This window comes from Streptomyces sp. NPDC045956, assembly GCF_056430705.1.
Window position 1 is genome coordinate 44,348 of the sequence record NZ_JBWKKZ010000008.1, and the last position, 24,371, is coordinate 68,718.

At 73.1% G+C, this 24,371-nt stretch carries 23 protein-coding genes; 14 read left to right on the forward strand and 9 right to left on the reverse strand.

Going from position 1 to position 24,371, the window contains the following annotated elements; all coding sequences use genetic code 11:
- Positions 1–12: 12 nt before the first annotated feature.
- Entirely contained in the window at positions 13–1,008 is a 996-nt protein-coding gene (locus tag AC07FV_RS21635) for a helix-turn-helix transcriptional regulator (RefSeq protein ID WP_479088979.1), read from the forward strand.
- Positions 1,009–1,363: 355 nt separating this feature from the next.
- A complete protein-coding gene (locus tag AC07FV_RS21640) occupies positions 1,364–1,579 on the forward strand; it encodes an I78 family peptidase inhibitor (RefSeq protein ID WP_479088980.1) in 216 nt (71 codons plus the stop codon).
- 18 nt (positions 1,580–1,597) lie between these two features.
- Here the strand turns inward: AC07FV_RS21640 and AC07FV_RS21645 are convergent, their stop codons facing one another.
- Both AC07FV_RS21645 and AC07FV_RS21650 read right to left on the reverse strand, forming a co-directional pair.
- A complete protein-coding gene (locus AC07FV_RS21645; protein WP_479088981.1) occupies positions 1,598–2,608 on the reverse strand; it encodes a phosphatase PAP2 family protein in 1,011 nt (336 codons plus the stop codon).
- A 238-nt stretch (positions 2,609–2,846) separates the two neighbouring features.
- Positions 2,847–4,013: a glycosyltransferase family 39 protein gene (locus AC07FV_RS21650; protein ID WP_479088982.1), complete on the reverse strand. Its 1,167-nt coding sequence runs from the start codon at positions 4,011–4,013 to the stop codon at positions 2,847–2,849.
- A 261-nt stretch (positions 4,014–4,274) separates the two neighbouring features.
- Here AC07FV_RS21650 and AC07FV_RS21655 point away from each other — a divergent pair, with 261 nt between their 5' ends.
- Positions 4,275–5,879: an MFS transporter gene (locus tag AC07FV_RS21655; protein WP_479088983.1), complete on the forward strand. Its 1,605-nt coding sequence runs from the start codon at positions 4,275–4,277 to the stop codon at positions 5,877–5,879.
- A 101-nt stretch (positions 5,880–5,980) separates the two neighbouring features.
- On the forward strand, positions 5,981–7,171 hold the full coding sequence (locus AC07FV_RS21660) for an acyl-CoA dehydrogenase family protein (RefSeq protein WP_479088984.1): 1,191 nt from the start codon (positions 5,981–5,983) through the stop codon (positions 7,169–7,171).
- A gap of 40 nt (positions 7,172–7,211) precedes the next feature.
- Here AC07FV_RS21660 and AC07FV_RS21665 read toward each other — a convergent pair whose 3' ends face one another.
- Positions 7,212–7,649 carry a cell division protein SepF gene (locus AC07FV_RS21665; RefSeq protein ID WP_356606114.1) on the reverse strand — a complete coding sequence of 146 codons (438 nt, stop codon included), beginning with the start codon at positions 7,647–7,649 and terminating at the stop codon, positions 7,212–7,214.
- 289 nt (positions 7,650–7,938) lie between these two features.
- Between AC07FV_RS21665 and AC07FV_RS21670 the strand changes: the two genes are divergently transcribed.
- The 4 genes from AC07FV_RS21670 to AC07FV_RS21685 all read left to right on the forward strand — a co-directional run bounded on the left by AC07FV_RS21670 (position 7,939) and on the right by AC07FV_RS21685 (position 12,560).
- The gene (locus AC07FV_RS21670; protein WP_479088985.1) at positions 7,939–9,111 is read left to right on the forward strand and encodes a DUF5685 family protein; all 1,173 of its coding nucleotides are present in this window, start codon (positions 7,939–7,941) and stop codon (positions 9,109–9,111) included.
- 27 nt (positions 9,112–9,138) lie between these two features.
- On the forward strand, positions 9,139–9,921 hold the full coding sequence (locus AC07FV_RS21675; protein ID WP_479088986.1) for a DUF1684 domain-containing protein: 783 nt from the start codon (positions 9,139–9,141) through the stop codon (positions 9,919–9,921).
- A gap of 213 nt (positions 9,922–10,134) precedes the next feature.
- Positions 10,135–11,034, forward strand: a complete 900-nt coding sequence (locus AC07FV_RS21680) for a S1 family peptidase (protein ID WP_479088987.1) — start codon at positions 10,135–10,137, stop codon at positions 11,032–11,034.
- 443 nt (positions 11,035–11,477) lie between these two features.
- Entirely contained in the window at positions 11,478–12,560 is a 1,083-nt protein-coding gene (locus AC07FV_RS21685; protein ID WP_479088988.1) for a S1 family peptidase, read from the forward strand.
- 139 nt (positions 12,561–12,699) lie between these two features.
- On the opposite strand, the gene AC07FV_RS21690 is transcribed toward AC07FV_RS21685, so the two are convergent.
- The gene (locus tag AC07FV_RS21690; protein WP_479088989.1) at positions 12,700–13,758 is read right to left on the reverse strand and encodes an ABC-2 transporter permease; all 1,059 of its coding nucleotides are present in this window, start codon (positions 13,756–13,758) and stop codon (positions 12,700–12,702) included.
- Positions 13,759–13,911: 153 nt separating this feature from the next.
- Between AC07FV_RS21690 and AC07FV_RS21695 the strand changes: the two genes are divergently transcribed.
- Complete coding sequence (locus AC07FV_RS21695) at positions 13,912–17,463, forward strand: DNA polymerase III subunit alpha (RefSeq protein ID WP_479089249.1); 3,552 nt, start codon at positions 13,912–13,914, stop codon at positions 17,461–17,463.
- Positions 17,460–18,428, forward strand: a complete 969-nt coding sequence (locus AC07FV_RS21700; protein ID WP_479088990.1) for a DNA polymerase Y family protein — start codon at positions 17,460–17,462, stop codon at positions 18,426–18,428. The genes AC07FV_RS21695 and AC07FV_RS21700 overlap by 4 nt, the downstream gene beginning before the upstream one ends.
- A gap of 12 nt (positions 18,429–18,440) precedes the next feature.
- Here the strand turns inward: AC07FV_RS21700 and AC07FV_RS21705 are convergent, their stop codons facing one another.
- The gene (locus AC07FV_RS21705) at positions 18,441–18,815 is read right to left on the reverse strand and encodes a cupin domain-containing protein (RefSeq protein WP_479088991.1); all 375 of its coding nucleotides are present in this window, start codon (positions 18,813–18,815) and stop codon (positions 18,441–18,443) included.
- Between the two features lie 93 nt (positions 18,816–18,908).
- On the opposite strand from AC07FV_RS21705, the gene AC07FV_RS21710 reads away from it, so the two are divergent.
- Together AC07FV_RS21710 and AC07FV_RS21715 are read left to right on the forward strand one after the other, a co-directional pair.
- A complete protein-coding gene (locus AC07FV_RS21710) occupies positions 18,909–19,355 on the forward strand; it encodes a MarR family winged helix-turn-helix transcriptional regulator (protein WP_479088992.1) in 447 nt (148 codons plus the stop codon).
- A 176-nt stretch (positions 19,356–19,531) separates the two neighbouring features.
- On the forward strand, positions 19,532–20,395 hold the full coding sequence (locus AC07FV_RS21715) for an esterase/lipase family protein (protein WP_479088993.1): 864 nt from the start codon (positions 19,532–19,534) through the stop codon (positions 20,393–20,395).
- Positions 20,396–20,474: 79 nt separating this feature from the next.
- Here the strand turns inward: AC07FV_RS21715 and AC07FV_RS21720 are convergent, their stop codons facing one another.
- A complete protein-coding gene (locus AC07FV_RS21720; RefSeq protein ID WP_479088994.1) occupies positions 20,475–21,551 on the reverse strand; it encodes a lytic polysaccharide monooxygenase auxiliary activity family 9 protein in 1,077 nt (358 codons plus the stop codon).
- 177 nt (positions 21,552–21,728) lie between these two features.
- On the opposite strand from AC07FV_RS21720, the gene AC07FV_RS21725 reads away from it, so the two are divergent.
- Positions 21,729–22,214: a GNAT family N-acetyltransferase gene (locus AC07FV_RS21725; RefSeq protein WP_479088995.1), complete on the forward strand. Its 486-nt coding sequence runs from the start codon at positions 21,729–21,731 to the stop codon at positions 22,212–22,214.
- A gap of 15 nt (positions 22,215–22,229) precedes the next feature.
- On the opposite strand, the gene AC07FV_RS21730 is transcribed toward AC07FV_RS21725, so the two are convergent.
- The 3 genes from AC07FV_RS21730 to AC07FV_RS21740 form a co-directional block, all read right to left on the reverse strand.
- Positions 22,230–22,364 (reverse strand): hypothetical protein, encoded by a 135-nt coding sequence (locus AC07FV_RS21730; protein ID WP_479088996.1) that lies wholly within the window; start codon positions 22,362–22,364, stop codon positions 22,230–22,232.
- Positions 22,365–22,502: 138 nt separating this feature from the next.
- Positions 22,503–23,021: a ribonuclease FAU-1 family protein gene (locus tag AC07FV_RS21735; RefSeq protein ID WP_479088997.1), complete on the reverse strand. Its 519-nt coding sequence runs from the start codon at positions 23,019–23,021 to the stop codon at positions 22,503–22,505.
- Complete coding sequence (locus tag AC07FV_RS21740; RefSeq protein ID WP_479088998.1) at positions 23,002–23,931, reverse strand: GNAT family N-acetyltransferase; 930 nt, start codon at positions 23,929–23,931, stop codon at positions 23,002–23,004. The genes AC07FV_RS21735 and AC07FV_RS21740 overlap by 20 nt, the downstream gene beginning before the upstream one ends.
- A gap of 71 nt (positions 23,932–24,002) precedes the next feature.
- Between AC07FV_RS21740 and AC07FV_RS21745 the strand changes: the two genes are divergently transcribed.
- Positions 24,003–24,371: a GntR family transcriptional regulator gene (locus AC07FV_RS21745; protein WP_479088999.1), complete on the forward strand. Its 369-nt coding sequence runs from the start codon at positions 24,003–24,005 to the stop codon at positions 24,369–24,371.

Consider the following 24,371-nt stretch of genomic DNA (forward strand, 5'->3'; position numbering starts at 1 on the left):
AGACTCGGTGCCATGCTCGAGACCTCGGCACGACTGCTGCGCCTGCTCTCCCTTCTCCAGGCCCACCGCGAGTGGTCCGGCCCCGACCTGGCCGACCGGCTCGGCGTCTCCGCGCGCACGGTGCGCCGGGACGTCGACCGGCTGCGCGAGCTGGGCTACCCCGTCAACGCCAGCCCCGGCACCGGGGGCGGCTACCAGCTGGGCGCCGGAGCCGAGCTGCCCCCGCTGCTGCTGGACGACGACGAGGCGGTCGCCGTGGCCGTCGGACTGCGCACGGCGGCCGGACAGGGCGTCGAGGGCATCGGGGAGACCTCCGTGCGCGCCCTCGCCAAGCTGGAGCAGGTGCTGCCGAGCCGGCTGCGGCGCAGGGTGGGCGCCCTCAACGCCTACACCGTGCCGATGCTGCGCGAGCCCGGGCCGTCCCCCGTCGACCCGGCGGTGCTGACCGAGCTGGCCCACCTGTGCCGTGACGGGGAGCGGCTGCGCTTCGCCTACCGGGGCCACGACGGAACCGACAGCCGCCGCACCGTGGAGCCGTACCGGCTGGTGTGCTCCGAGCGCCGCTGGTACCTGGTCGCCTTCGACCTCGACCGGGCCGACTGGCGCACCTTCCGGGTGGACCGCGTCAGGCCCAGGCCGCCGCACGGCCCCCGCTTCGTCCCGCGCGAGCCGCCGGCCGAGGACCTGGCGGCCTACGTCTCCGAGGGCGTCTCCACGCGCGCGTACGCCACGCACGCGCTCGTACGGCTGCTGGTCCCGCTGGAGGAGGCCGCCGAGCGGATCTCGCCCACCGCCGGGGTCCTGGAGCCGGAGGGGCCCACCGGCTGCCTGCTGCGCACCGGCGCGGGCAGCCTGGACGTCATGGTGGTGCACCTGATGCTGCTGGGCTTCGAGTTCGAGGTGCTGGAGCCGGACGGGCTGACGGAGGCGATCGAGGCGGCACGCGACCGGCTCACCCGTGCCCTGTCCCGGGCCGAGCGGCCCGGAGCGGGTGTGGAGAACCTGTGAGAAGCGGATGTGTTCGCTGTGCCGGTGACCCCTGTCCGCATGCGGGTTCAGGGGCGTTCGGACCCGGAATGCGCCGTGACCGAGGCGGAGCCCCGGGGCGCGCTGCGGGTCTTTTCCGTGCGTTTATTCGACGGAGTGCCGCGACGCGCGGTAATTCACCTTTCACGACCGCGGAAGGAGCGCGGAAGGCGCACGGAAGGAGTGCGGAACCATCCCGGAACCATCCTTCCGAGTGGCGCGGTCCCGTCAAAACGCGGTCCGTGATCCTGTGACAGAAGTGTGACCGGAGGGGCATCCGCGATCCTCTTACCGGCCTGGGCTTCCCCGCCCGGGGGGCAGGGCTTAGCGTGGCGGCATGGCACCGATTCCGACACCACCGGCCGAACCCCAGGACAGTCCGGACACGTATGTCGGCCTCGCGTCCGACGCGGCCGAGCGGCTCGCCCGGGAGCGGGGCTGGTCGACGGTGCGGTCACTGGCACCGGGGACGATCATCACCATGGAGTACCGCGTGGGCCGCCTCAACTTCGAGGTGGAGGCCGGCCGCGTGACCCGCTCCTGGAAGGGCTGAGGCGCGGGTCCGGACGGGTCAGCCGCCCGAGACCGGGCGTGCGGCGGGGGCCGTGTTGCGCGGATGCCGGTCGGCGTGCGGCGGCCGGCGGCTGCCCGCCGGGGTCACCGGCGTGCGGTCCGAGCGGGTCGTGTGCGGGCCCGGGGCCAGATACGCCGGGGCCCGGGTGCGGGGCGCGGCCACCGGCTCGCGGGCCGGGGCCTTCTCCTGGACGGAGGCGGGCGGGGTGACGACCACGGGCGGGCCGACCGGCCGCCCCGCGCCTCCCGGACGGCGGGCGTACCAGCGGTCGCGCAGACCGAGGACCCAGGCCTCGGTACGGGTGATCAGCGGCTCGAACCACGGCAGCGCCAGCAGGATCAGCAGTCCCGCGGCCCAGCCGAGGAGGACGTCGCTGAGCCAGTGCGTTCCGAGGTAGACGGTGGACATGCCGACCCCGAGCGAGGTGACCGCCGACAGGGCCGACAGCCAGCGCCGCGCCCTGGGCGTCGAGGCCATGTAGGCCAGGATGCCCCAGGTCACGACGGCGTTCGCGGTGTGACCGCTCGGAAATATATCGCCGCCGAGCCACATCTCGTTCGAACCGATCGTGGTCGCGTAGTGCGGCCCCAGCCGCCCCATGCCGTACTTGGCGGCTCCGACCGTGACGTTCAGCAGGAGCAGGGAGACGCCGAGCGCGATCAGCGGGCGCAGGGTGTGCTGCCGCCAGGACCGCCAGCCCAGCCAGGCCGCGACCATCACCGCGGTGGGGCCGCGCTGGCCCAGCACCACGTAGTAGTCGACGAACGCGTGGATGCCGGGCCACTGCTGGTAGGGCCGGAAGAACATGACCTGCCAGTCGAGGCGGACCAGCCACGAGGTGATCAGTACGGCCCACACGATCGCGACGTAGAACGCGAGGGTTCCGGCGAACAGCGCGAACCTGTGCCGGCTCATCTCCGGCACGTCCAGGAGCGCCGGTCGTTCCGGCTCCCGGTCCAGTCTCGCGAACACCCGGTCCAGACGGGTGAGCTTCCGTTCGGTACGCACCCAATCGACGTTACAGCGAGTGAGGAGTGATCCCGGCCGAATCAACGGCTTTGTGATGACGATGTGATGTGGGATTGCTCTCAGCGGGCGGTTTATTTTCGAGGAATCCGCAATCCGGGTGTACGGCGGACTTCAATTCTTTTGATCGGTCCGGTCGGCGGTTTTATCGTGCTTATGAATTCGTTAACCGAATGCTGGTACGGAATTCTCCCGGCGGTCATCGGGTGTCCCGGACCGGTCAGGGCGGGCCGGAGCCGTTCAGCCAGAACGCCGCGTACACCGCCGACGCCACCGCGACACCCCCCACCACCAGCGCCGACCTGGAGGTTCGCCACCGGGCCAGGGCCAGGGCGAGGGGCAGCAGCAGCGGGAAGGCGGGCAGCAGCAGCCGCGGTTTGGAGCCGAAGTAGCTCGACGCGCACAGGGCGAGGGCGATCACGGTCCCCGCGTACACCAGCAGGGCGAGCGGCTGGCGCTGCCGTACGCACGCGACGTACAGCCGCAGGAGCAGAGCGACCCCGACGACGAGGCCGACGCCCGCCAGGGCCGACGGGAACGACGTGAACTTCCCGGCGACGAAGCGGGCGAAGGCCGCGCCCCCGTCGAAGCCGTTGCGCCAGCCGGCCTGGACGTCGAGATAGCCGAGCGGGCCCCCACCGGTGCGGTGGCCCACCCACAGCACGTAACCGGCGGCGCCCAGGGGCGCCAGCAGCATCCCCAGGACGCGCCGTACGCCGTCACCGCGGGCGGGCTCCGGGGCGGCGCCTTCCCGGCCGCGTACGTGTGCGGCGATCGCGGCCACCCACACCGCGGCCGCCACCGCGAGCCCCACCGGGCGGGTCAGCCCGGCCAGCGAGGCCAGCAGGCCCGCCGTCACCCACCGTCCGGTCAGCACCGCGTACAGCGACCAGGCGGCCAGCGCGGTGAAGAGGGACTCGCTGTACGCCATCGACTGCACGACGCCGACCGGCAGCACGGCCCACAGCAGCACCGCGCACACCCCCGCGCGGCGGCCGTACAGCCACTCCGCCACGGCGAAGATCCCCCAGGCCGCGGCGAGCGACGCGAGGAGGCTCACGGCGAAGCCCGCGTCCGCGTACGACAGCGGCGAGACCGCCGCGCCCAGCCGCTCCAGCCAGGGCAGCAGCGGGAAGAAGGCCAGGTTGGAGTGCACGTCGCCGCTCGGCAGCCGCACCTCGTAGCCGTATCCCAGCTCGGCGACCCTGGTGTACCAGAGGGAGTCCCAGCGGGCGGTCAGCAGGGTGTACGCGCTCTTGTCGCGTGCGGCGCTCCACAGGGCGAGGGCGAGCAGGCCCAGGGCGCGTACCGCCGCGTAGCCGAGGAGCGCCGGGGCGGCCCGACGCAGGGCCCCACGGCTCGCCGCAGGCGTTTCAAGATCGGTCACGGACCCGATTATCGGCCGGGTGCGGGAACGGCCCTTCCGCCGGGGCGGGCGGGGAGGCGGGCGCAGTGGCGGACGCCACACGTGTGACGCGGCAGGTGTGAGGCCCGCCACGTGCGCGGTGGACGGTCTCGCGTACTCTGGCCAGTCACTCGCGTTCCGTTGCACGGCCCGGAGGCCCCGCTCCGCTCCGGCCGAGCCGCAGGGGAGTCCCCACCCCCGCGATGCCCGCCGGACGCGAGGGAACATCTTGGAGGTACGTGCATGTCCGGGACGACCACGGCTGCCACCGCGCTGCGCCGTCGGACGACCGGGGCCGGTGCCAACCGCTGGGTCGTCCTGGTCGTCCTCTGCGTCAGCCTGCTGCTGGTCGCGGTGGACGCGACCGTGCTGCACGTGGCGGTCCCCGCCGTCACCGAGGACCTGCGGCCCGGCGCGATCGAACTGCTCTGGATCGTCGACGTCTACCCCCTCGTCTGCGCCGCGCTGCTGATCCTCTTCGGCACGCTGGGTGACCGGGTGGGCCGCAGACGCATCCTCCTTCTGGGGTACGCGCTCTTCGGCGTGGCCTCCGCGCTCGCGGCGCTCGCCGACAACGCCCAGGTCCTGATCCTCGCCCGGGCGCTGCTCGGTGTCGGCGGGGCCATGATCATGCCGGCGACGCTGTCGATCCTGCGGCAGGTCTTCCCCGACCGGCGGGAGCGGGCGCTGGCCATCGGCGTCTGGAGCGCGGTGGCCGCGGTCGGCGCGGCGGTCGGGCCACTGCTCGGCGGGTTCCTGCTGGAGCACTTCTGGTGGGGCTCGGTCTTCCTCGTCAACATCCCGCTGATGCTGGTCAGCCTGCCGGTGGGGCGGTTGCTGCTGCCCGAGTCGAAGGGCGACGGCCGCGGTCCCTGGGACGTGGTCGGCGCGCTGATGGCGGCGGGTGGCCTGTTCGGGGCCGTCCTGGGCGTGAAGCGGCTCGGCGGTGGGGAGCCGGTGGCGAGCCTGCTCACCGTGGTGCCGCTGGTGGTGGGCGCGGCCCTGCTGACCGCGTTCGTCCGGCGGCAGCGACGGCGCACGCATCCGCTGGTGGACCTCACCCTGTTCCGCCGGCCGGCGTTCAGCACGTCGGTGGGCTGCATCGTGCTGGCGATGCTGGCGCTGGTGGGTCTGGAGCTGATCGCCGCGCAGTACCTGCAGCTCGTGCTCGGACTGTCCCCATTGCAGACCGGGCTGCGCCTGGTGCCCCTGACGTTCGCGGCGATGGCGGCGGGGCTGGCGGGCGCCCGGATGCTGCGGCGGTTCGGGCCGCGGCGGATGGTGTGCGCGGGCTTCTGCCTGACGGCCTTCGCGGTGGTGCTGCTGACGGCGATGGGCCGCACCGACAACTGCGCGCTGATGCTGACGGGCTTCGTGCTGCTCGGCTTCGGACTGGAGACGACGCTGTTCGGGGCGTACGAGTCGATGCTGAGCGAGGCTCCGCAGGCCCAGGCCGGTGGGGCGGCGGCGATCGGGGAGACGTCGTACCAGCTGGGCGCCGGGATCGGGATCGCGCTGCTGGGCACCGTGATGAACGTGGCGTACGCCCCGGGAGTGACCGGGGGCGTGCCCGGGGTGCCGGCGTCGGCCTCGGCGGCGGCGGGGCATTCGCTGGGGGAGGCCTACGAGGTCGCGGCGCAGCTCGGCGGGCCCACGGGGGCCGTCCTGCGCCGGGCCGCCGCCGACGCGTTCGTGCACGGGCTGCACGTGACGCTGGTGGTGAGCGCGGGGCTGCTGTTGCTGGGGGCCGCGATGGCGTTGCGGTTGCCGCGGGTGATGAGCTGCGAGGAGGAGGCGGTCTCCGTGCCGGCGCCCCGGGACGCGGTGGAGTCCCGGGTCTCCGTGTGAGCCCCGGGCGAGCATGGTGGACGTGCGGGACGCCGCACCGTAACGTCGGGCAGGAGAACCGCGACTAGCAGCGCTAGTTTTCCTGTCCCGGAGGGTGTTCCATGGCCGCGTCCCCCAAGCCGCCCGCGTTCGACCCCGCCGACCCGCTCGGCGTCGACGACCTCCTGGAGCCGGAGGACGTGGCGATCCGCGACACCGTGCGGGAGTGGGCCGAGGACCGGGTGCTGCCGTACGTCGCGGACTGGTACGAGAAGGGCGAGCTGCCCGGCATCCGGGAGCTGGCCCGCGAGCTGGGCGGCATCGGCGCCCTGGGCATGTCGTTGAAGGGGTACGGCTGCGCCGGCGCGAGCGCCGTGCAGTACGGGCTGGCCTGTCTTGAGCTGGAGGCGGCCGACTCCGGCATCCGCTCCCTGGTCTCCGTGCAGGGCTCCCTGGCCATGTACGCGATCCACCGCTTCGGCAGCGAGGAGCAGAAGCGGACGTGGCTGCCGCGGATGGCGGCCGGCGAGGTCATCGGCTGCTTCGGGCTGACCGAGCCCGACCACGGCTCCGACCCCGCGCACATGCGCACCCGTGCCAAGCGGGACGGCGGCGACTGGGTGCTCGACGGACGCAAGATGTGGATCACCAACGGTTCGGTGGCCGGCGTCGCCGTGGTCTGGGCGCAGACGGAGGACGGCATCCGCGGGTTCGTGGTCCCCACCGACAGCCCCGGTTTCTCCGCGCCCGAGATCAAGCACAAGTGGTCGCTGCGGGCCAGCGTCACCAGTGAGCTGGTCCTGGACGGCGTACGGCTGCCCGCCGACGCCGTGCTGCCCGAGGTCACCGGTCTGCGCGGGCCGCTCAGCTGCCTCACGCACGCCCGTTACGGCATCGTCTGGGGTTCGATGGGCGCGGCCCGCAGCTCCTTCGAGGCGGCGGTGGAGTACGCGAAGTCGCGGGAGCAGTTCGGGCGGCCGATCGGCGGCTTCCAGCTGACCCAGGCCAAGCTCGCCGACATGGCGGTCGAACTGCACAAGGGGATCCTGCTCGCCCACCACCTGGGGCGGCGCATGGACGCCGGCCGCCTCCGTCCCGAGCAGGTCAGCTTCGGCAAGCTCAACAACGTCCGCGAGGCCATCGACATCTGCCGTACGGCCCGCACGATCCTCGGCGCCAACGGGATCTCCCTCGAATACCCCGTGATGCGGCACGCGACGAACCTGGAATCGGTGCTCACCTACGAGGGCACCGTCGAGATGCACCAACTGGTGCTGGGCAAGGCGCTCACCGGACTCGACGCCTTCCGGTAGGCGTCCGGCGGGGGGCGGGGCCGTGGTGCGTGGCCCCGCCTCAGCTCTGGTTGAAGAATCCGTCGGAACGGTGCGCGGCGGGCTCGCCGCTGATGACCTGCGTGTCGGCCGGGCTCAGCAGGAAGACGCGGGTGGACACCCGCTCGATGGAGCCGCGCAGGCCGAAGATCAGGCCGGCCGCGAAGTCGACCACCCGCTTGGCGTCGGTGGCCTCCATGGCCGTCAGGTTCATGATGACCGGGACCCCGTCCCGGAACAGTTCGCCGATGGACCGTGCGTCCCGGAAGCTGTCCGGGGTGACGGTCGCGATACGGCGGCCCTTCTCCTCGGCCACGTCCGAGGCCACCTTCACCCGCGGGTCCGTGACCCAGGCGTCCCCGGGCTCGGTGCCCTCGGTGTAGTCGTCGTCGTAGTAGCGCTCGTCATCGTTGTCGTCGACGAGGCCGAGCCACGCACTCGCCTTGCGTACCGATCCCATGGACGCCTCCTCTCACAGCGGTCTTTCGTGCTTCCGCATCCCTATGGTCATCCATGATGCGGACGTCGCGCCAAGTGGATAGACGCCGCGCGGGGGGTTTGTGACGGTACTGGTGCACAGCGAATCCGTCGAGAGTCCTTGTGTCCCAAGGGCCGTTTCCCAAACGGATGCTGACTGTGAGTGAAATATGATTCTTCGCGGCGGACGGGTGAGGGCGGGTGCGTACGGGTGAACCCGTCGGTGGGTACGATGCCGCAGCTCAGCGTCGTACGAACCACGGGGGAACGTCGTGTTCGGAATAGTCAGGCCGTGCAGGCACCGGCTCGGGGAGAGCCTCACGAGTCAGTGGATGGCGCATTTGTGCGGGTTGTGCCTCGCTCTGCGCAAGGACCACGGGCAGTTCGCGCGCATCGTGACGAACTATGACGGATTGCTCATATCGGTTTTGACGGAGGCTCAGTCGGGGGAAAAGGGGGCAGGCGCCGGACGGCGTACCGCCGGGCCCTGTCCGTTGCGCGGGATGCGCACGGCATCCGTCGCCCACGGTGAGGGGGCCCGGCTCGCCGCGGCCGTCTCCCTGGTGCTGGCCTCGGCCAAGGTGCGCGACCATGTCGCCGACGGGGACGGCATGCTGGCCCGCCGTCCGCTGGCCCGGGCCGCCCGCCGGGTCGCCGCGGGCTGGGACGCCGCCGGTGCCCGAGGGGGCGGTGCCGTCGGTTTCGACACCGCCGTACTGGTCGACGCCGTCGACCGGCAGGGCGGCATCGAGGCGCTCGCCGGGCCCGGCACACCGCTGCTCACCGTCACGGAACCGACCGAGACCGCGACCGCCGCCGCCTTCGCGCACACCGCCCACCTGGCCGGCCGGCCGCGCAACGCCGAGCCCCTCGCCGAGGCCGGGCGGCTCTTCGGCCGGCTCGCCCACCTGCTCGACGCCGTGGAGGACAGGGAAGCTGACGCCGCGTCGGGTGCCTGGAACCCGCTCACCGCCACCGGGACCCCGCTCACGGAGGCCCGGCGGCTGGCGGACGACGCCGTGCACGGGGTGCGGCTCGCGCTGCGCGAGGCGGAGTTCGACGACGGGCGGCTGGTGCACCGGCTGCTCGTGCACGAGCTCGGCAATTCGGTCGACCGCGCATTCGGCACCGTCGCGTGCGCCCACGGCAGCCATCCGTACGCCCCTCCGGGTGCCCCCGGTGGTCCCGGTGCGCCGCCGCCTCCGGAGCCGCCGCGCCGGGACCGCCGAGGGCTGCTCGCGGGGTGCGCGGTGTGGCTGGGGCTGGCGTGTTCGTGCCAGATGTGCTGCGGCACGTACCATGACCCGTGGAGCGGGGAGGAGAAGCAGTCGCCCTGTTCCAGCAGCGACTGCGGCAACTGCTGTGAGTGCTGCGACTGCTGCGGCAACTGCTGCGGCGACGACGGGTGCGGGTGCGACGGCTGCGACTGCGGTTGCAGCTGCTGACCTGCCCGCCGTGGGAGGGTGGTCCGCATGACGACGGACGCATCCGACCAGTGGAAGCAGTGGCACGCGCAGCGCGTCGCGGCGGTGTCGGCGCCCTACGGGCCGCTCGCGCTGACCGGTACGTACTGGCTGGAGGACCACCCGGAGGGGCGACTGCCGGGCGTTCCCGGGAGGTGGACGGCGGACGGCGACGCGGTACTGCTGCGGGCCGCCGGGACGGACGGGCTCACCGTGGACGGCCGGCCCCTCGACGGGGAGGTGCGGCTCACGGCCGACCCCGGTCCGGCGAACTCCCGGGTGGCCCACGGCGAGCGGCACCTGGTCGTCCTGGTGCGCGAGGGCTCCTGGGGTGTGCGTGACTTCGACCCGGCCACCGGGGCGCGGCGGGCCTTCCGCGGCATCGCGGCCACGCCCCACGATCCGCGCTGGTCGGTGCCGGGGCGCTTCACGCCGTACGGCACCGGGCGGCGCAGCGTGCGGGTGCCGAACGCGGACGGGCGGGAGCGCGGGCTCGGCCTCGGCGGGGAGCTGGCCTTCGCGCTGGAGGGGCGGGACCTCACGCTCCAGGTGAGCGTCGAGGAGGACGGCTCGCTGTGGGCCGTCTTCGCCGACGCCACCAGCGGGAGCACCAGTTACCGCTTCCGGTTCCTGCGGCCGGCCGCGCCGGACGCCGAAGGCCGTACCACGGTCGACTTCAATCGCGCGCTGCTGCCGCCGTGTGCCTTCGCCGACCACTTCGTCTGTCCCTTCCCCCCACCCGGGAACACCCTGGAGGTCCGCGTCGAGGCGGGGGAGCGCGAACCGCGCTGAACGCCGCCCCCGGGGGGCGGAGGCGGGTGGTTCAAAGGGCGACGGCCGAAAGGCACTCTTGCGCCGACCGGTCGTTCGGCCGAATACTCCAACCTCAGCGCTTGTCAGGAGCACGACGCGTCCGGAACCCGGACGTCCTTGCCCCTGGCTGCGCCTCACGGGCCCCCAACCCCACAGGAGGGGCCCCCGACTTCCCCCGTGGAGGAACGAAAAGTGAGGAACAAGCGCACCACCCCCCGCAGCGGTTTCACGAGACGGACTCGGCTGATCGCCGTCTCCTCCGGCCTCGTGGCCGCGGCCGCGATCGCGATCCCCAGCGCGACCGCAGCACCGACCCCGGCCACCTTCAGCGCCGCCGAGCTCAACAGCGCCAGCAGCGCGGTGCTCAAGGCCGACGTCCCCGGCACCGCCTGGGCCGTCGACGGCAACCGGGTGCTTCTCACGGTCGACAGCACGGTCTCCCAGGCCGAGATCGCGAAGATCAAGGAGCAGGCCGGCGACAAGGCCGACGCGCTCACGATCAAGCGCACCCCCGGCACGTTCAACAAGCTCATCCAGGGCGGTGACGCCATCTACGCGAGCAGCTGGCGGTGCTCCCTCGGCTTCAACGTCCGGGCCAGCAACGGGACCGAGTACTTCCTGACCGCCGGTCACTGCACCGACGGCGCGGGCACCTGGTACTCGAACTCCGGCCGCACCTCGGTCATCGGCTCCACGGCCGGCTCCAGCTTCCCGGGCAACGACTACGGTCTCGTCCGGTACTCCGGGTCCGTCAGCCGGCCCGGCACCGCGAACGGCGTGGACATCACCCGTGCGGCCACCCCGAGCGTGGGCACCACGGTCATCCGCGACGGTTCCACCACCGGCACCCACAGCGGCCGGGTCACCGCTCTGAACGCCACCGTCAACTACGGCGGCGGCGACGTCGTCGGCGGGCTGATCCAGACCACGGTCTGCGCCGAGCCCGGTGACTCCGGCGGCGCGCTCTACGGCAGCAACGGCACCGCGTACGGTCTGACCTCCGGCGGCAGCGGCAACTGCTCCTCCGGCGGTACGACGTTCTTCCAGCCGGTCACGGAGGCCCTGAGCGCCTACGGCGTCAGCGTCTACTAGGCCGGTCCCCGGATCGCAGCCGGCGGTACACGAGCCCCCGCACACCGACAGGTGTGCGGGGGCTCTCCGTTGCCCGGGTCCGGTGCCGGGTGTCCTTGTCCGGTCCCGGGAGTGCGTGGACGGTCCCGGGGTTCGCCACCGCGTGTAGACGCACACGCGTGGCCGGATGTGCAAGGGGCGAATTCCGGACAGGGCAAGATCCGGTCGGCCGGACCTCTGTTACTCGCCCGTAGCGTTTGCTGGTGCGTTCGCCGCACGAATCCTGCTGGAAGGGACATGAAAGGTGAAGGTCCTGTGCCCGCACCGGTGTTGTCGTGCGCACGTCCTGAAGTCGACCTTGTGTGCCCCCTGTGTGTTCGGAAGAGTGAGCGCTCGTCAACCAGCCTTCCGGTTCGCGAGGTCCCCACAACCTCCCGGGCCGACCCCCCACAGGAGGACATGAGTTGAAGCACCGACGCATACCCAGGCGACGGGCCGCCGTCGTAGGTGCGGGCATCACCGCACTGGTCGCCGCCGGAGTCACCTTCCAGAGTGCGAACGCCAGCGAGGCCCCGAAGGCCTCCGCCCCCGAGACCCTGTCGGTCACGGCGGCCGGAAAGCTCGCCTCGACGCTGCTGGGCGACCTCGGTACCGACGCGGCGGGCACGTACTACGACGCGGAGGCGAAGAGCCTCGTCGTCAACGTGCTCGACGAGAACGCCGCGCGGACCGTCGAGGAGGCCGGCGCCGAGGCCAGAGTCGTCGAGAACTCGCTCGCCGAGCTGAAGAGCGCGCGCACCACCCTCGCCGCGGACGCGGCCGTCCCGGGCACCGCCTGGGCGACCGACCCGACCACCAACAAGGTCGTCGTCACCGCCGACCGCACGGTCTCCGAGGCCGAATGGGCCAAGCTGACCAAGGTGGTCGAAGGGCTCGGCGCCAAGGCGGAGCTCCAGCGGACCAAGGGGGAGTACCGGCCCTTCATCGCGGGTGGCGACGCCATCACCGACGGCAGCGGCCGCTGCTCGCTCGGCTTCAACGTGACCAAGGGCGGGGAGCCGCACTTCCTCACCGCCGGTCACTGCACCGAGGGCATCACCAGCTGGCAGGACTCCTCCGGCAACCAGCTCGGCGACAACGTGACGTCCAGCTTCCCGGACAACGACTACGGCCTGGTCAAGTACTCCGGCGAGGTGGACCACCCGAGCGAGGTCAACCTCTACAACGGCTCCTCGCAGGCCATCTCGGGTGCCGCCGAGGCCACCGTCGGCATGGAGGTGACCCGCAGCGGCTCCACCACCCAGGTGCACTCCGGCAAGGTCACCGGCCTGGACGCCACCGTCAACTACGGCAACGGCGACATCGTCAACGGCCTGATCCAGACCGACGTCTGCGCCGAGCCCGGCGACAGCGGCGGTTCGCTCTTCTCGGGCGACCGGGCCGTCGGCCTCACCTCCGGCGGCAGCGGCGACTGCACCTCGGGCGGCGAGACCTTCTTCCAGCCGGTGACGGAGGCCCTGTCGGCCACCGGTACGCAGATCGGCTGAGCGGCACCCGCACGGTGAGGCACCTCTGAGGTGCCGCTGAAGTCCCGTCCCGCGCGCGAGGGGCGGGACTTCGGCGTGTCCGCGGCGAGTGCCGGCCCGCGCCTGCGTGTCGGCCCGCGCCTGCGTGTCCGCGGCGGTGTCAGCCCGCCTGGGTGGGCAACTCCGCCTCCCGGCGCGTGCGGCGCAGCACGGCCGCCAGCACCGTGAGCACCGTCCCCGCGACCGCCCACACCCACAGCACCAGCAGGGAGACGGTCGTGTCGTTGCCCTTGAAGTAGGCGATCGAGCGGGCCGTCCAGGTGCCGGCGCCCGGCGGGAGCCACGGGCCGATCTCCCTCCAGAACGGCGGCAGCATCGGCAGCGGGAAGGCGCCGCCCGCGCTCGGGTTGCCCGCGATCACCACCAGCAGGATCGCCAGCCCGATGCCGACGATCCCGAAGACGCCCTGGAGGGCGAGCGTGGCGGCGCCCACGGCGAAGATGACCAGCGCGCCCAGCCCCCACAGGTCCACCACGCTGCCGGGCAGCGCGCCCAGGACCGGGCCGACGATCACCGCGCCGCCGAGACCGCCGACGATCGCGACCAGCGCCATCACGATCAGCCGGATCGCCGCGCGGAGCGGGTCGGCCGGGCGGGCGCCGGCGCTGATCGCGAGGATCGAGGCGCACAGGTAGCCGCCGACGCACCAGCCCACGACCAGGTAGAAGGACGACAGTCCGTCGAAGTCCCGGTCCGAGGCGGGGGCCACGTCGACGGTGCGCACCGTGCGGCCCTCGGACCGCTCCACCTGGGCGACGATCCCCTCCAGGGTGGTGGCGAGGACGGTGCCGCCGCCGGAGGCGACCAGCAGCGTGTCGGTGCGGCCGGAGGGGTCGGCGATCAGGGCGCCGTCGATCTCCCGGTCCTCGATCTGCTTCCGGGCGCTCGCCGCGTCGGCCACCGTGCGCGGGTCCAGCGGTGATCCGGGCAGCCGCTCCAGTCCGCTCACCGTCCGCTCGGCCACCGCGGGCGGCGCGACCACGCCGAAGGGCACGTCCTTCGGCTTCGGGTCGTGCAGTGCTCCCACGTAGGAGGCGATGAACAGCAGCTGGAGCGCGATCACCCCGAGTACGAGCAGGGTGGCCCGTGGGGTGACGGCGTCCTTCACCCCATCGAGGAAGGAGCCGCTCCGGGTGCCGGTGCCTGGGGTGTGCGACATGTCCCCACGGTCCGGGCCGACGGACGTTTGCGCAGGTGGGGAGGGGCCGAACGGATGTCGCACAAACATTCGAGGATGGGGGTATGGTGGGGGTGAAGTGGTTGGGAACAGACGTTCGATAAGGCGTCGGGTTCAAAGGATCGGGAGGTGCGTGTGCCGGGTTTCACGCATCTGCACACCGTCTCCGGGTTCTCCGCCCGCTACGGCGCCTCCCACCCGGAGCGGCTGGCCGAGCGTGCCTTCGAACGGGGCATGGACGCCCTCGCCCTCACCGACCGCGACACCCTTGCGGGGACGGTCCGCTTCGCCAAGGCCTGCGCGAAGGCGGGCGTCCGTCCGCTGTTCGGCGCGGAGCTGGCGGTGGCCGCCCCCGAGCCCGAGGCGGACCGCACGGAGACCTCCGTACGCCGGGACCGGCGCCGGACCCCCGTGCGCGGCGGAGCCTTCGTCGACGAGTCGGCCCCGCGGGTGACCTTCCTCGCCCGGGACGGCGCCCGCGGCTGGGCCGACCTGTGCCGGCTGGTGTCCGCCGCCCACACCGCCGAGGGCACCCCGCTGCTGTCCTGGGCCGACAACCACGGGGCCGGCCTGACCGTCCTGCTCGGTCCCTCCTCCGACGTCGGCCGCGCCCTCGCCGCCGGCCGCCCCGACCGCGCGGCGAAGCTCCTCGCCCCCTGGCGCGAGGTCTACGGCGACGCCCTGCGCCTGGAGGCCGTCTGGCACGGCCGCGAAGGGACCGGCCCCGGCTCCCTGCGCCTGGCCGCCCGCACCGTCGGCCTCGCCGCCGAGCAGGGCGTCCGGCCGGTGCTGGCCAACGCCGTCCGGTACGCCGACCCCGGCCAGGGCCCGGTCGCCGACGTCCTGGACGCCGCCCGCCGCCTGGTCCCGATCGACGCCACCAAGGAACTGGACTCCGGTGAGGCCTGGCTGAAGGACGCCGGCGCCATGCACCACGCCGCCGAGCGGATCGTCGAGGCCGCGGGCTTCCGGCGCGACACGGCCCACCGCCTGCTGGAGCAGACGCAGGCCACGGCCGCCGAGTGCCTGGTCGACCCGGACGACGACCTCGGCATGGGCGCCGTCCACTTCCCCGAGCCGCACCTGGTCGGCGCCGGGCGCCGCACCGCCCAGCGGGCGCTGGCCTCCCGGGTGGCGGCGGGCATGGTGCGGCGCGGCTACGACCGGCGCCGGGACCACCGGGAGTACTGGGAGCGGATGCACCACGAGCTGGACATCATCGCCCACCACGGCTTCGCCTCGTACTTCCTCACCGTCGCCCAGGTCGTGGACGACGTACGGCACATGGGCATCCGGGTCGCCGCGCGCGGCTCCGGCGCGGGCTCGCTCGTCAACCACCTCCTCGGCATCGCGCACGCCGACCCGGTCGAGCACGGGCTGCTGATGGAGCGCTTCCTGTCCAAGGAGCGGGTCGTGCTCCCCGACATCGACATCGACGTGGAGTCCGCGCGCCGCCTGGAGGTCTACCGCGCGATCATCGGCCGCTTCGGCACCGAGCGGGTCGCCACGGTCGCGATGCCGGAGACGTACCGGGTGCGGCACGCCATCCGCGACGTCGGCGCCGCCCTGTCCATGGACCCGGCGGAGATCGACCGCGTCGCCAAGGCATTCCCGCACATCCGCGCCCGCGACGCCCGCGCCGCCCTGGAGGAACTGCCCGAGCTGCGGGAGCTGGCGGGGGAGAAGGAGAAGTACGGGAAGCTCTGGGAGCTGGTCGAGGGCCTGGACGCCCTTCCGCGCGGGGTCGCCATGCACCCCTGCGGGGTACTGCTCTCCGACGCCTCCCTGCTCTCCCGGACGCCGGTCGTGCCGACCAGCGGCGAGGGCTTCCCCATGGCGCAGTTCGACAAGGACGACGTCGAGGACCTCGGGCTGCTCAAGCTGGACGTGCTCGGGGTGCGGATGCAGTCGGCGATGGCGCACGCGGTGGCCGAGGTGAAGCGGGCCACGGGCGCCGAGGTCGACCTGGACTCCGTGCCGGAGGGTGATCCGGCGACGTACCGGATGATCCGCTCCGCCGAGACGCTGGGCTGCTTCCAGATCGAGTCGCCGGGTCAGCGGGACCTGGTCGGCAGGCTCCAGCCGTCGACCTTCCACGACCTCGTCGTCGACATCTCGCTCTTCCGGCCCGGTCCGGTCGCCGCCGACATGGTGCGGCCCTTCATCGAGGCCCGGCACGGGCGGGCGCCGGTGCGCTACCCCCACGAGGACCTGGCGGAAGCGCTGGCGGGCACCTACGGGGTCGTCGTCTTCCACGAGCAGGTCATCGACATCGTGGCCGTCATGACCGGCTGCGGACGCGGCGAGGCGGACCGGGTGCGGCGCGGGCTGTCCGACCCGGAGTCGCAGGGGCGGATCAAGGTGTGGTTCGCCCAGCACGCGGCGGCGCGCGGGTACGACGCGGAGACGATCGGGCGGACCTGGGGGATCGTCGAGGCCTTCGGGTCGTACGGCTTCTGCAAGGCGCACGCGGTCGCCTTCGCGGTGCCGACGTACCAGTCGGCGTGGCTGAAGGCCCACCACCCGGCCGCCTTCTACGCCGGTCTGCTCACCCACGACCCCGGCATGTACCCCAAGCGGCTGCTGCTGGCGGACGCGCGGCGGCGCGGGGTGCCGATCCTGCCGTTGGACGTCAACGCGTCGGGGGCCGCACACAGGATCGAACTGGTGTCTGAATCAGGTGAGCGGCGTCGACCGGGGACATGGGGCCTGCGCCTCGCCCTCCTGGACGTGCACGGCATCAGCGAGGCCGAGGCGGAGCGGATCGCCGAGGGGCAGCCCTACGCCTCCCTGCTCGACTTCTGGGAACGGGCCCGCCCCAGCAGGCCGCTGGCCGGACGGCTCGCCCAGGTCGGCGCGCTGGACGCGTTCGGCGCCAACCGCCGCGACCTGCAACTGCACCTGACCGAGCTGCACCGCGGCGCCCGGGGCGGACGCGGCGACCAGCTCCCGCTGGCCGGCGGGCGCAGGACCGCGTCGGCCGGGCTGCCCGACCTCACCTCGGCGGAGAAGCTCAGCGCCGAGCTGGGCGTGCTGTCCATGGACGCCTCCCGCAACCTGATGGACGACCACCGGACCTTCCTGAACGAGCTGGGCGTGGTGTCGGCCAAGCGGCTGCGCGAGCTTCGGCACGGGGAGACGGTGCTGGTCGCGGGCGCCAAGGCGGCCACGCAGACCCCGCCGGTCCGCTCCGGGCGGCGGGTCATCTTCTCCACCCTCGACGACGGCACCGGCCTGGTCGACCTCGCCTTCTTCGACGACTCGCACGACACCTGCGCGCACACCGTCTTCCACTCCTGGTTGCTGCTGGTGCGCGGGGTGGTGCAGCGGCGCGGCCCGCGCAGTTTCAGCGTGGTCGGCTCCGCCGCCTGGAACCTCGCCGACCTGCTGGAGGTGCGCCGCGAGGAGGGACTCGAGGGCGTCGCGGCCCGGCTGGCCGGAGCGGGCGGGCCCCCGGAGGGCGGGCCCCCGGAGGGCGACTCGGGACCCGCGCGCCGCCGGCTCGCCGGGTCGGACGGGCTGCCCGCGCCGGCCGGGTCCGCGGCCCAGGACGCGATGGAACGGCAGCGGACCATCCGCATGCCCACGGGGTACGAGATGCACCCCTGGGCCGATCTGCGCCCCGCGGGCGAAGGGCCCGCGGTGGGAAGGAAGTTGTGGCACCGGAGTCCGGGGAGTGCGGGATGACGATCCTCTGCGTACGTTTCCACCTGCCGCCCATGTACGAGGCGGCCCTGCCCCGGCTGCTGGGGCTGTTGGAGGAGTTCACACCGGTCGTCGAGGCGCTGCCGCCGGACGGGGCGCTGGCCGATCTGCGGGGCGCCGAGCGGTACTTCGGGCGGGACGCCGTGGAACTGGCCTCGGTGATCCGCGTCCGCGCCCTCGCGCTGTACGGCGTCGACTGCGTGATCGGCGCCGGACCGGGCCCGATGCTCGCCCGTGTGGCGCTGCGGGACGCCCGGCCGGGGCTGACCCGCGCGGTGCCCGAGGGCGGGGAGCGGGACTTCCTCGCCGGGAAGCCCGTCGCCGCGCTGCCCGGCGTCGGTCCCGCGACCGCCCGCACCCTGTGCGAGTACGGCCTCGACACCCTCGGCCGGGTCGCCGCCGCGCCCCTGTCCACGCTCCAGCGGCTGGTCGGCGCGAAGACCGGCCGCGAACTGCACGAGAAGGCGAACGGCGTCGACCGCGGCCGGGTGGTCCCCAACGGTGTCTCGCGCTCCCTGGCCGCGGAACGCCCCTTCACCCGCGACGAACTCGACCCCGGGCGGCACCGCCGCGCCCTGCTCTCGGCCGCCGAGGAGCTGGGCTCCCGGCTGCGGGCGGTGGACAAGGTGTGCCGCACCCTCACCCTCACCGTGCGCTACGCCGACCGCTCCGCGACCGTCCGCAGCCGCACCCTGAAGGAACCGACCGCGCACTCGGCGGCCCTGACGCGGACCGCCTACGACCTGTACGAGGCGCTCGGCCTCCAGCGCGCCCGGGTCCGCTCGGTCGCCCTGCGCGCCGAGGGCCTGGCCCCCGCCGAGCAGGCCTCCCACCAGCTCACCTTCGATCCCGTGGACGAGAAGGTCCGCCGGATCGAGGAGGTCGCGGACCGCGCGCGGGCGAAGTTCGGGCCGAGGGCGGTGATGCCGGGGTCGCTGGCGGCGTGAGGCCCCCGCGGGTCAGTTGGCCCACGGGGGAGTGAGCCGGGTGCCGTCGGCCAGCTCGGCCTCCAGGCCCACCGAGGTGGTGACCCAGGACGTCGCGGTCCGGTCGGTGGGGTTCTCGACGGCGAGGGTCGCCCCCGAGTTGATGATCACCGTGTCGCCCGCGGTGACGCGCTCGGTGCGGCCGTCGAGGGTGATCAGCAGCTCGCCGGCGAGCAGGTGGAAGATCTCCTCCCGGGTGACGGTGTGCGCGGGCGCCCTCGTCCCGGCCGGGATCTCGCCCCGCCAGGCGCACAGCTCCCTGCTGCCGGTGCGGGGAGCGGCGTACGAGACGAAACGGACGCCGTGGATCTCGTGGATCACGGCCTCGGACGAGCGGACGACGGGCATGGTGGACTCCTCGCACGAAATGGTCAAGTTTCTTGACTACCTCTCTATGGTCAAGCTGCTTGACCATGCCGTCAAGGGTGTTTCAATTCCCCCGTGCAGAACTCCGACGCCATGGCCCTGTCCGCCGCCCTGCTCGCCGCCGCCGGCGGACTCACGCAGCGCATCCACGAGGGTGTGGTCGCCCGCGGCTTCGAGGGCCTGCGGCCCGCCCACGGCTTCGCGTTCGCCCGGCTCGCCCCGGACGGCGCCACGGTCACCGACCTCGCCGCCCACCTCGGCACGACCAAGCAGGCCGCCAGTCAGCTCGTCGAGGAACTGGTCCGCAAGGGGTTCGCCGAACGCCGGCCGCACCCCGTCGACGCGCGGGCCCGGCTGATCGTGCTCACCGAGCGGGGGTGGGACTGCACGCGGGCCGCCGAGGAGGCGGCGGCCGAGGCGGTGCGCGCGTGGGCCGACGTCATCGGCGAGGGCGAGGTGTGCGCGCTGCACGGCCTGCTGGCGCGGGTCGCCCCCAATGGGCCCGTGCGGCCCGCCTGGTGACCCTCTATCACCTGCGCCGCAATCGGCGCCGGTTGTCGCTGGAAGTTTTTACCGACGCGTAACTTCACGCCTGCGCTACTCGTCCGTAACTTGATGAGTGAACCAGCATCCCGTGATCCGGATCACAGGGCGTCCTGCCGCCGCACGTCCCCCTTGAGCCGCAAGGAGATCACCCGATGCTGCCCTTCAGGCGAGTGCTCAGACCCCTGGCCGCGCTGCTGCTGACCGCCGCGGCCGTCCTGGTCCCCGCCACCACCGCCCACGCCGCCGACGCGCGGCCCGGCGCCGGCTGGAACGACTGGTCCTGCCGGCCCTCCGCCGCCCACCCGCGCCCCGTCGTCCTGGTCCACGGCACCTTCGGGAACTCCGTCGACAACTGGCTGGGCCTCGCGCCCTACCTGGTGGACCGCGGCTACTGCGTCTTCTCCCTCGACTACGGCCAACTGCCCGGCGTCCCGTTCTTCCACGGCCTCGGCCCGGTCGAGAAGTCCGCGGAGCAGCTCGCCGCCCACGTCGACAAGGTGCTCGCCGCGACGGGCGCCGCCGAGACCGACATCGTCGGCCACTCCCAGGGCGGCATGATGCCCCGCTACTACCTGAAGTTCCTCGGCGGAGCCGACGAGGTGAACGCCCTGGTCGGCATCGCGCCCAGCAACCACGGCACCACCCTGTCCGGCCTCACCCGGCTGCTGCCGTACTTCCCCGGCGCCGAGGACCTGCTGAACGAGCACACGCCCGCCCTCGCCGACCAGGTCGTCGGCTCCGACGTCCTCACCAGGCTGAACGAGGGCGGCGACACCGTGCCCGGTGTCCGCTACACCGTCCTCGCCACCCGGTACGACCAGGTGGTCACCCCGCACCGCAGCCAGTTCCTGAGCGGCCCCGGGGTGCGCAACATCCTGTTGCAGGACCTGTGCCCCCTCGACCTGTCCGAGCACCTGGCGATCGGGCTCCTCGACCGCGTCGCCTTCCACGCGGTGGCGGGCGCCCTCGACCCTGCGCACGCCGAGCCCACCACCTGCGCCTCGGTCCTCGACTGACCCCGCCGCCGGTACGCCGCGCGGGGCCTGTCCGGCCTGAGCCGCCCGACAGGCCCCGCGCCCCCCCCCGTGTCCCGGGTCAGCGACCGTGCCGGCCGCCGGTCTGCGCGCGGCGGCGGACCGACGCGAACAGTGCCGCGGCACCCACCGCGAGGGCGGCGGCGCCACCGACGGCGATGTAGGGCGTGGTGCTGTCCCCGCCGGTCTCGGCGAGGTTCTCGGTGCCGGCGCCGGCGGCCCTGACCTCGTTGGGCTCACCCGCGGCCGCCTCGGTGGCCGCCTCGGGAGCCGCCTCCGGGGTGGCCGGGCCTGCCGGGTCCACCGGGTCCGTCGTCGTCTCGGCGTCCTGGTCGCCGTGGCCGTGGTGCTCGATGGTCGACTTGTCGGCCGCGGCGGCGATCTGCTCCTCGGACGGCGCGGAGGCCACGGGAGCCGGGGCGGCACCCTCCGCGGTCTCCCCGTCCGACGCCGCGTCGTCCGCCGCACCTCCGCCCGCGGCGGCACCACCGCCACCGCCGAAGGAGACGTCGGAACAGGAGTAGAACGCCTCCGGGCTGTCCGAGCGCTGCCACACCGCGTACAGCAGATGCTTGCCGGAGCGCTCGGGAAGGGCGCCGGAGAAGGTGTAGAAGCCGCCCGAGGCGACCGGGTCGGTGACCGTGGCCACCGGGGCGGACAGGTCCAGGTCACCCCAGCCCAGCGGCTGCGACGGGTCGTACCCGGGCTTGGTGATGTACACCTTGAAGGTCCCCTTGTGCGGAGCCGTCACCCGGTACTTGAAGGTGTACGCACCGCTGCGCACGCCGGTCGCGGGCCAGTCGGCACGCGCCAGGTCCATGCCCTTGAAGGCCGGGTCGTTGGCGCTGCACAGCTTGCCGTCCGGAATCAGCTCCTGGTGCTTGCCGGCGGCGTTGCCGATGCGGATGCCGTTCCAGTCGTACAGCGCCTGCGTGCCGCCGGCCGCGACGGCCGCCTTGCACGCCGCGGACCGAGGGTTCTCGGGCCCCTCGGCGTGGCACTGCGAGACCCGGCTGACCGGGTCGCCCATCGAACCGTGCGCGGCCGCGGGGGTGGCGGCCAGCGTGGTCAGGGCCAGCGGGGCGACACCGGCGAGGGCGACGGCGGCGGCCCTGCGGGAGACGGACGATGCGGGCATGGGGAACTCCTCGAAACGGTCACAGGGGACGTGGAATCCGGGCCGGAACCCGTGGGGGTGATCAGCAAGCTAGCCCCGAAGAACCGCGAAATCGCCTGCTGGAGGCGGGTGAAGGAGATCCTTATGGTCGCGTTAAGGGAGTGCTCAGGCTGGGCTCAGGTAGCTACCGTTCACGGCATGGCAGAAGAGCAGATCCGGCAGGCGGTCCCCGCCGACCTGCCGGCGGTGAAGGCCGTCACGGACGCCGCCTACCGCCCCTGCATCGAACGCATCGCCGTGGTCCCGCAGCCCATGGAGGCGGACCACGCGGCGGACGTGGCCGCGGGCAAGGTCTTCGTCGCGACGGCCCCGGACGAGCCCGGAGGACGCGGGGGAGTGGTGGGCGTCGTGGTCCTGGAGGCGCGCGCGGACCACCTCTTCCTCGACAGCGTCGCCGTCCACCCCGACGCACACGGCAGGGGCGTGGGACGGCGGCTGCTGCGCTTCGCGGACGCACGCGCGCGAGCGCTGGGCCTGCCCGAGGTCAGGCTCTACACCAACGCCCTGATGTGGGAGAACCAGAAGATCTATCCGAAGTACGGCTATGAACTCGTGGAGCGCCGGACGGACGGGCCCTACGACCGCCTCCACTACCGCAAGCGGCTGCCCCGAGGCGTCTCATGACGTGACCGGCCCCGGTCAGCTGTCCGGCCACCAGGTGCGCGCGACGTCCTTGCGGACCTCCGGGCGCCCCGAGGGGCGTTCGTCGGACTCCTCGCGGACACGGCGGGCGTCGGACTTCTTCAGGGGCTTCTGCACGGTCAGACGGCGCATGGCTGCCTCCTTACGGATCCACCGGGTTCCGCGTTGTCACGGAGGTAGACCCTTTCCCCGAGACTTGCTCATCGATGCATTCCTGTCAGTGGCGGTTGTCACGTTCCCGTGTCACACCCGTGCCGTCACCCCCGGACGTCACTGTGGGCGCTCGGTTGATGACAGCAGGTCGGTGAACCCCTCCCCGCGGGCCAGCCGCTCCAGCTCGTCCAGGGCGGCCACGGCGGCGGCAGCGGCCTCGGGGTCCCGCTCCGCCAGACCGCTCCCGGCGAACTCGTCCTCGTCCAGCCGCCGTACGTCCGTGCCGTCCGCGGAGCGCCACAGGTCCAGGTCGAGGTCCTCCACGACCAGTTCCGTGCCGGTGAGCACGGCGGGGCGGGTGATGTCGCAGTACCAGCCCTTCAACACGCCGGTGCCGGTCCGGACCTCCTTCACTGAGTACCAGCGGTCGCGCCAGTAGTACTCGGTGAACACGTCGCCCGCCTCGAAGCGCACGAAGCCGAAGTCGCGGACGCCGGCGCCGGCCCAGGGGGCGCGGACGGCGATACGGGTGCCGTCGTCGTGCAGCAGCCGGCTCGCGTAACGGATCTTCGTGCGGCCCGCCTTGACCAGGACGACCGTCACCCCGGCCGGTGCCTCAGCCGAGTTCGCGGACATACCGCACCTCCGTCGCGCACACCTCGTACCCGAGCCACTTGTTGATCGCCAGCATCGGGCCGTTGCCGGTGTCGTTGCCCGTGAACGCCTCCGTGTACCCGGCGGCCCGGGCCCGGCGCAGGGAGTCGGTCTTGGTGAGCTTGGCGAGGCCCCGGCCGCGGTGGGCGCGGACCGTGCCGGTCATCGCGCTCGCGTAGCGGCTGCCGCCGTCGGTGTGGGCGACGCTGAAGGCGACGGGACGGCCGTCGGCCACCGCGACCGAGGTCAGTTCACGGTTCAGCAGCGGATGCCGCCAGGTCTCGGCGAGCCAGGCCTCGTAGTCGGTGAACTCCATGGAGACGTCGCTCGGTTCGTCCACCAGCGTCAGCGCGTCCAGCTCGAACATCGGGCGGGGGTCGTCGGCGAAGTCGGCGGCGGTGCGCAGTTCGACGCCCGCGGGCAGGGGCGGAAGGGGCGGGAGGGCGCCGTCCGCCAGGCCGAGGCGCAGGAAGTGCGCGGACCGTCGCCGCTCGTAGCCGTGGCGCCGGGCGAAGACCAGGTTGGCGGGCTCGTCCAGCACCCAGGCGAACAGCTTCCGCGCGCCCTCGGTGGCGAGGTGCTCCTCGGCCGTGCGCACCAGCAGCCCGCCGGCGCCGCGCCGGACCCGGTCCGGGTGGACGTAGACGTTCAGGTACGCCTGCCCGGGCTCCGGGCTGTCGTGCACCAGCCCGATCTGGGCCGTGCCGATCACCTCCCCGTCCTCCTCCGCGACGAGGGACCGGCTCCGGGCGTGCGGGTGGGCGTGGCGGAGGTGATGGACGACGGCCTCGGGGGTCCACAGGAGGAACGGCAGGGCGAGGTGGCGGACCCGGGCGAAGGCCGCGACGTCGGCCGGATCGTCGCCGCGCAGGTCGCGTACGAGAACGGTCATGTGAGCGCACGCTACGGCGGCCGGGTGTGCGGCTGCCTCTCATTTTTCCGTGGGTGCGGGACAATCGCCGCGTGACCTTGAGGATCGACATCGACGACGGTGCCCCGCCCTACGAGCAGGTGCGTGCGCAGATCTCCGAACAGGCGCGGTCGGGGGTGCTGCCGGTCGGCTACCGGCTGCCGACCGTGCGCGGACTGGCCGAGTCCCTGGGCCTGGCGGCCAACACGGTCGCCAAGGCGTACCGGGCGCTGGAGGGGGACGGGGTGATCGAGACGCGCGGGCGCAACGGCACGTTCGTCGCCGCCGCGGGCCCGGCGGCGGAACGGGAGGCGGCGTCCGCCGCGCAGGAGTACGCGTCGCGGGCGCGCAGGCTCGGGATCACCCAGGAGGACGCCGAGGCGGCCGTGCGGGACGCGCTGCGGGCGGCCTACGGGGGCTGA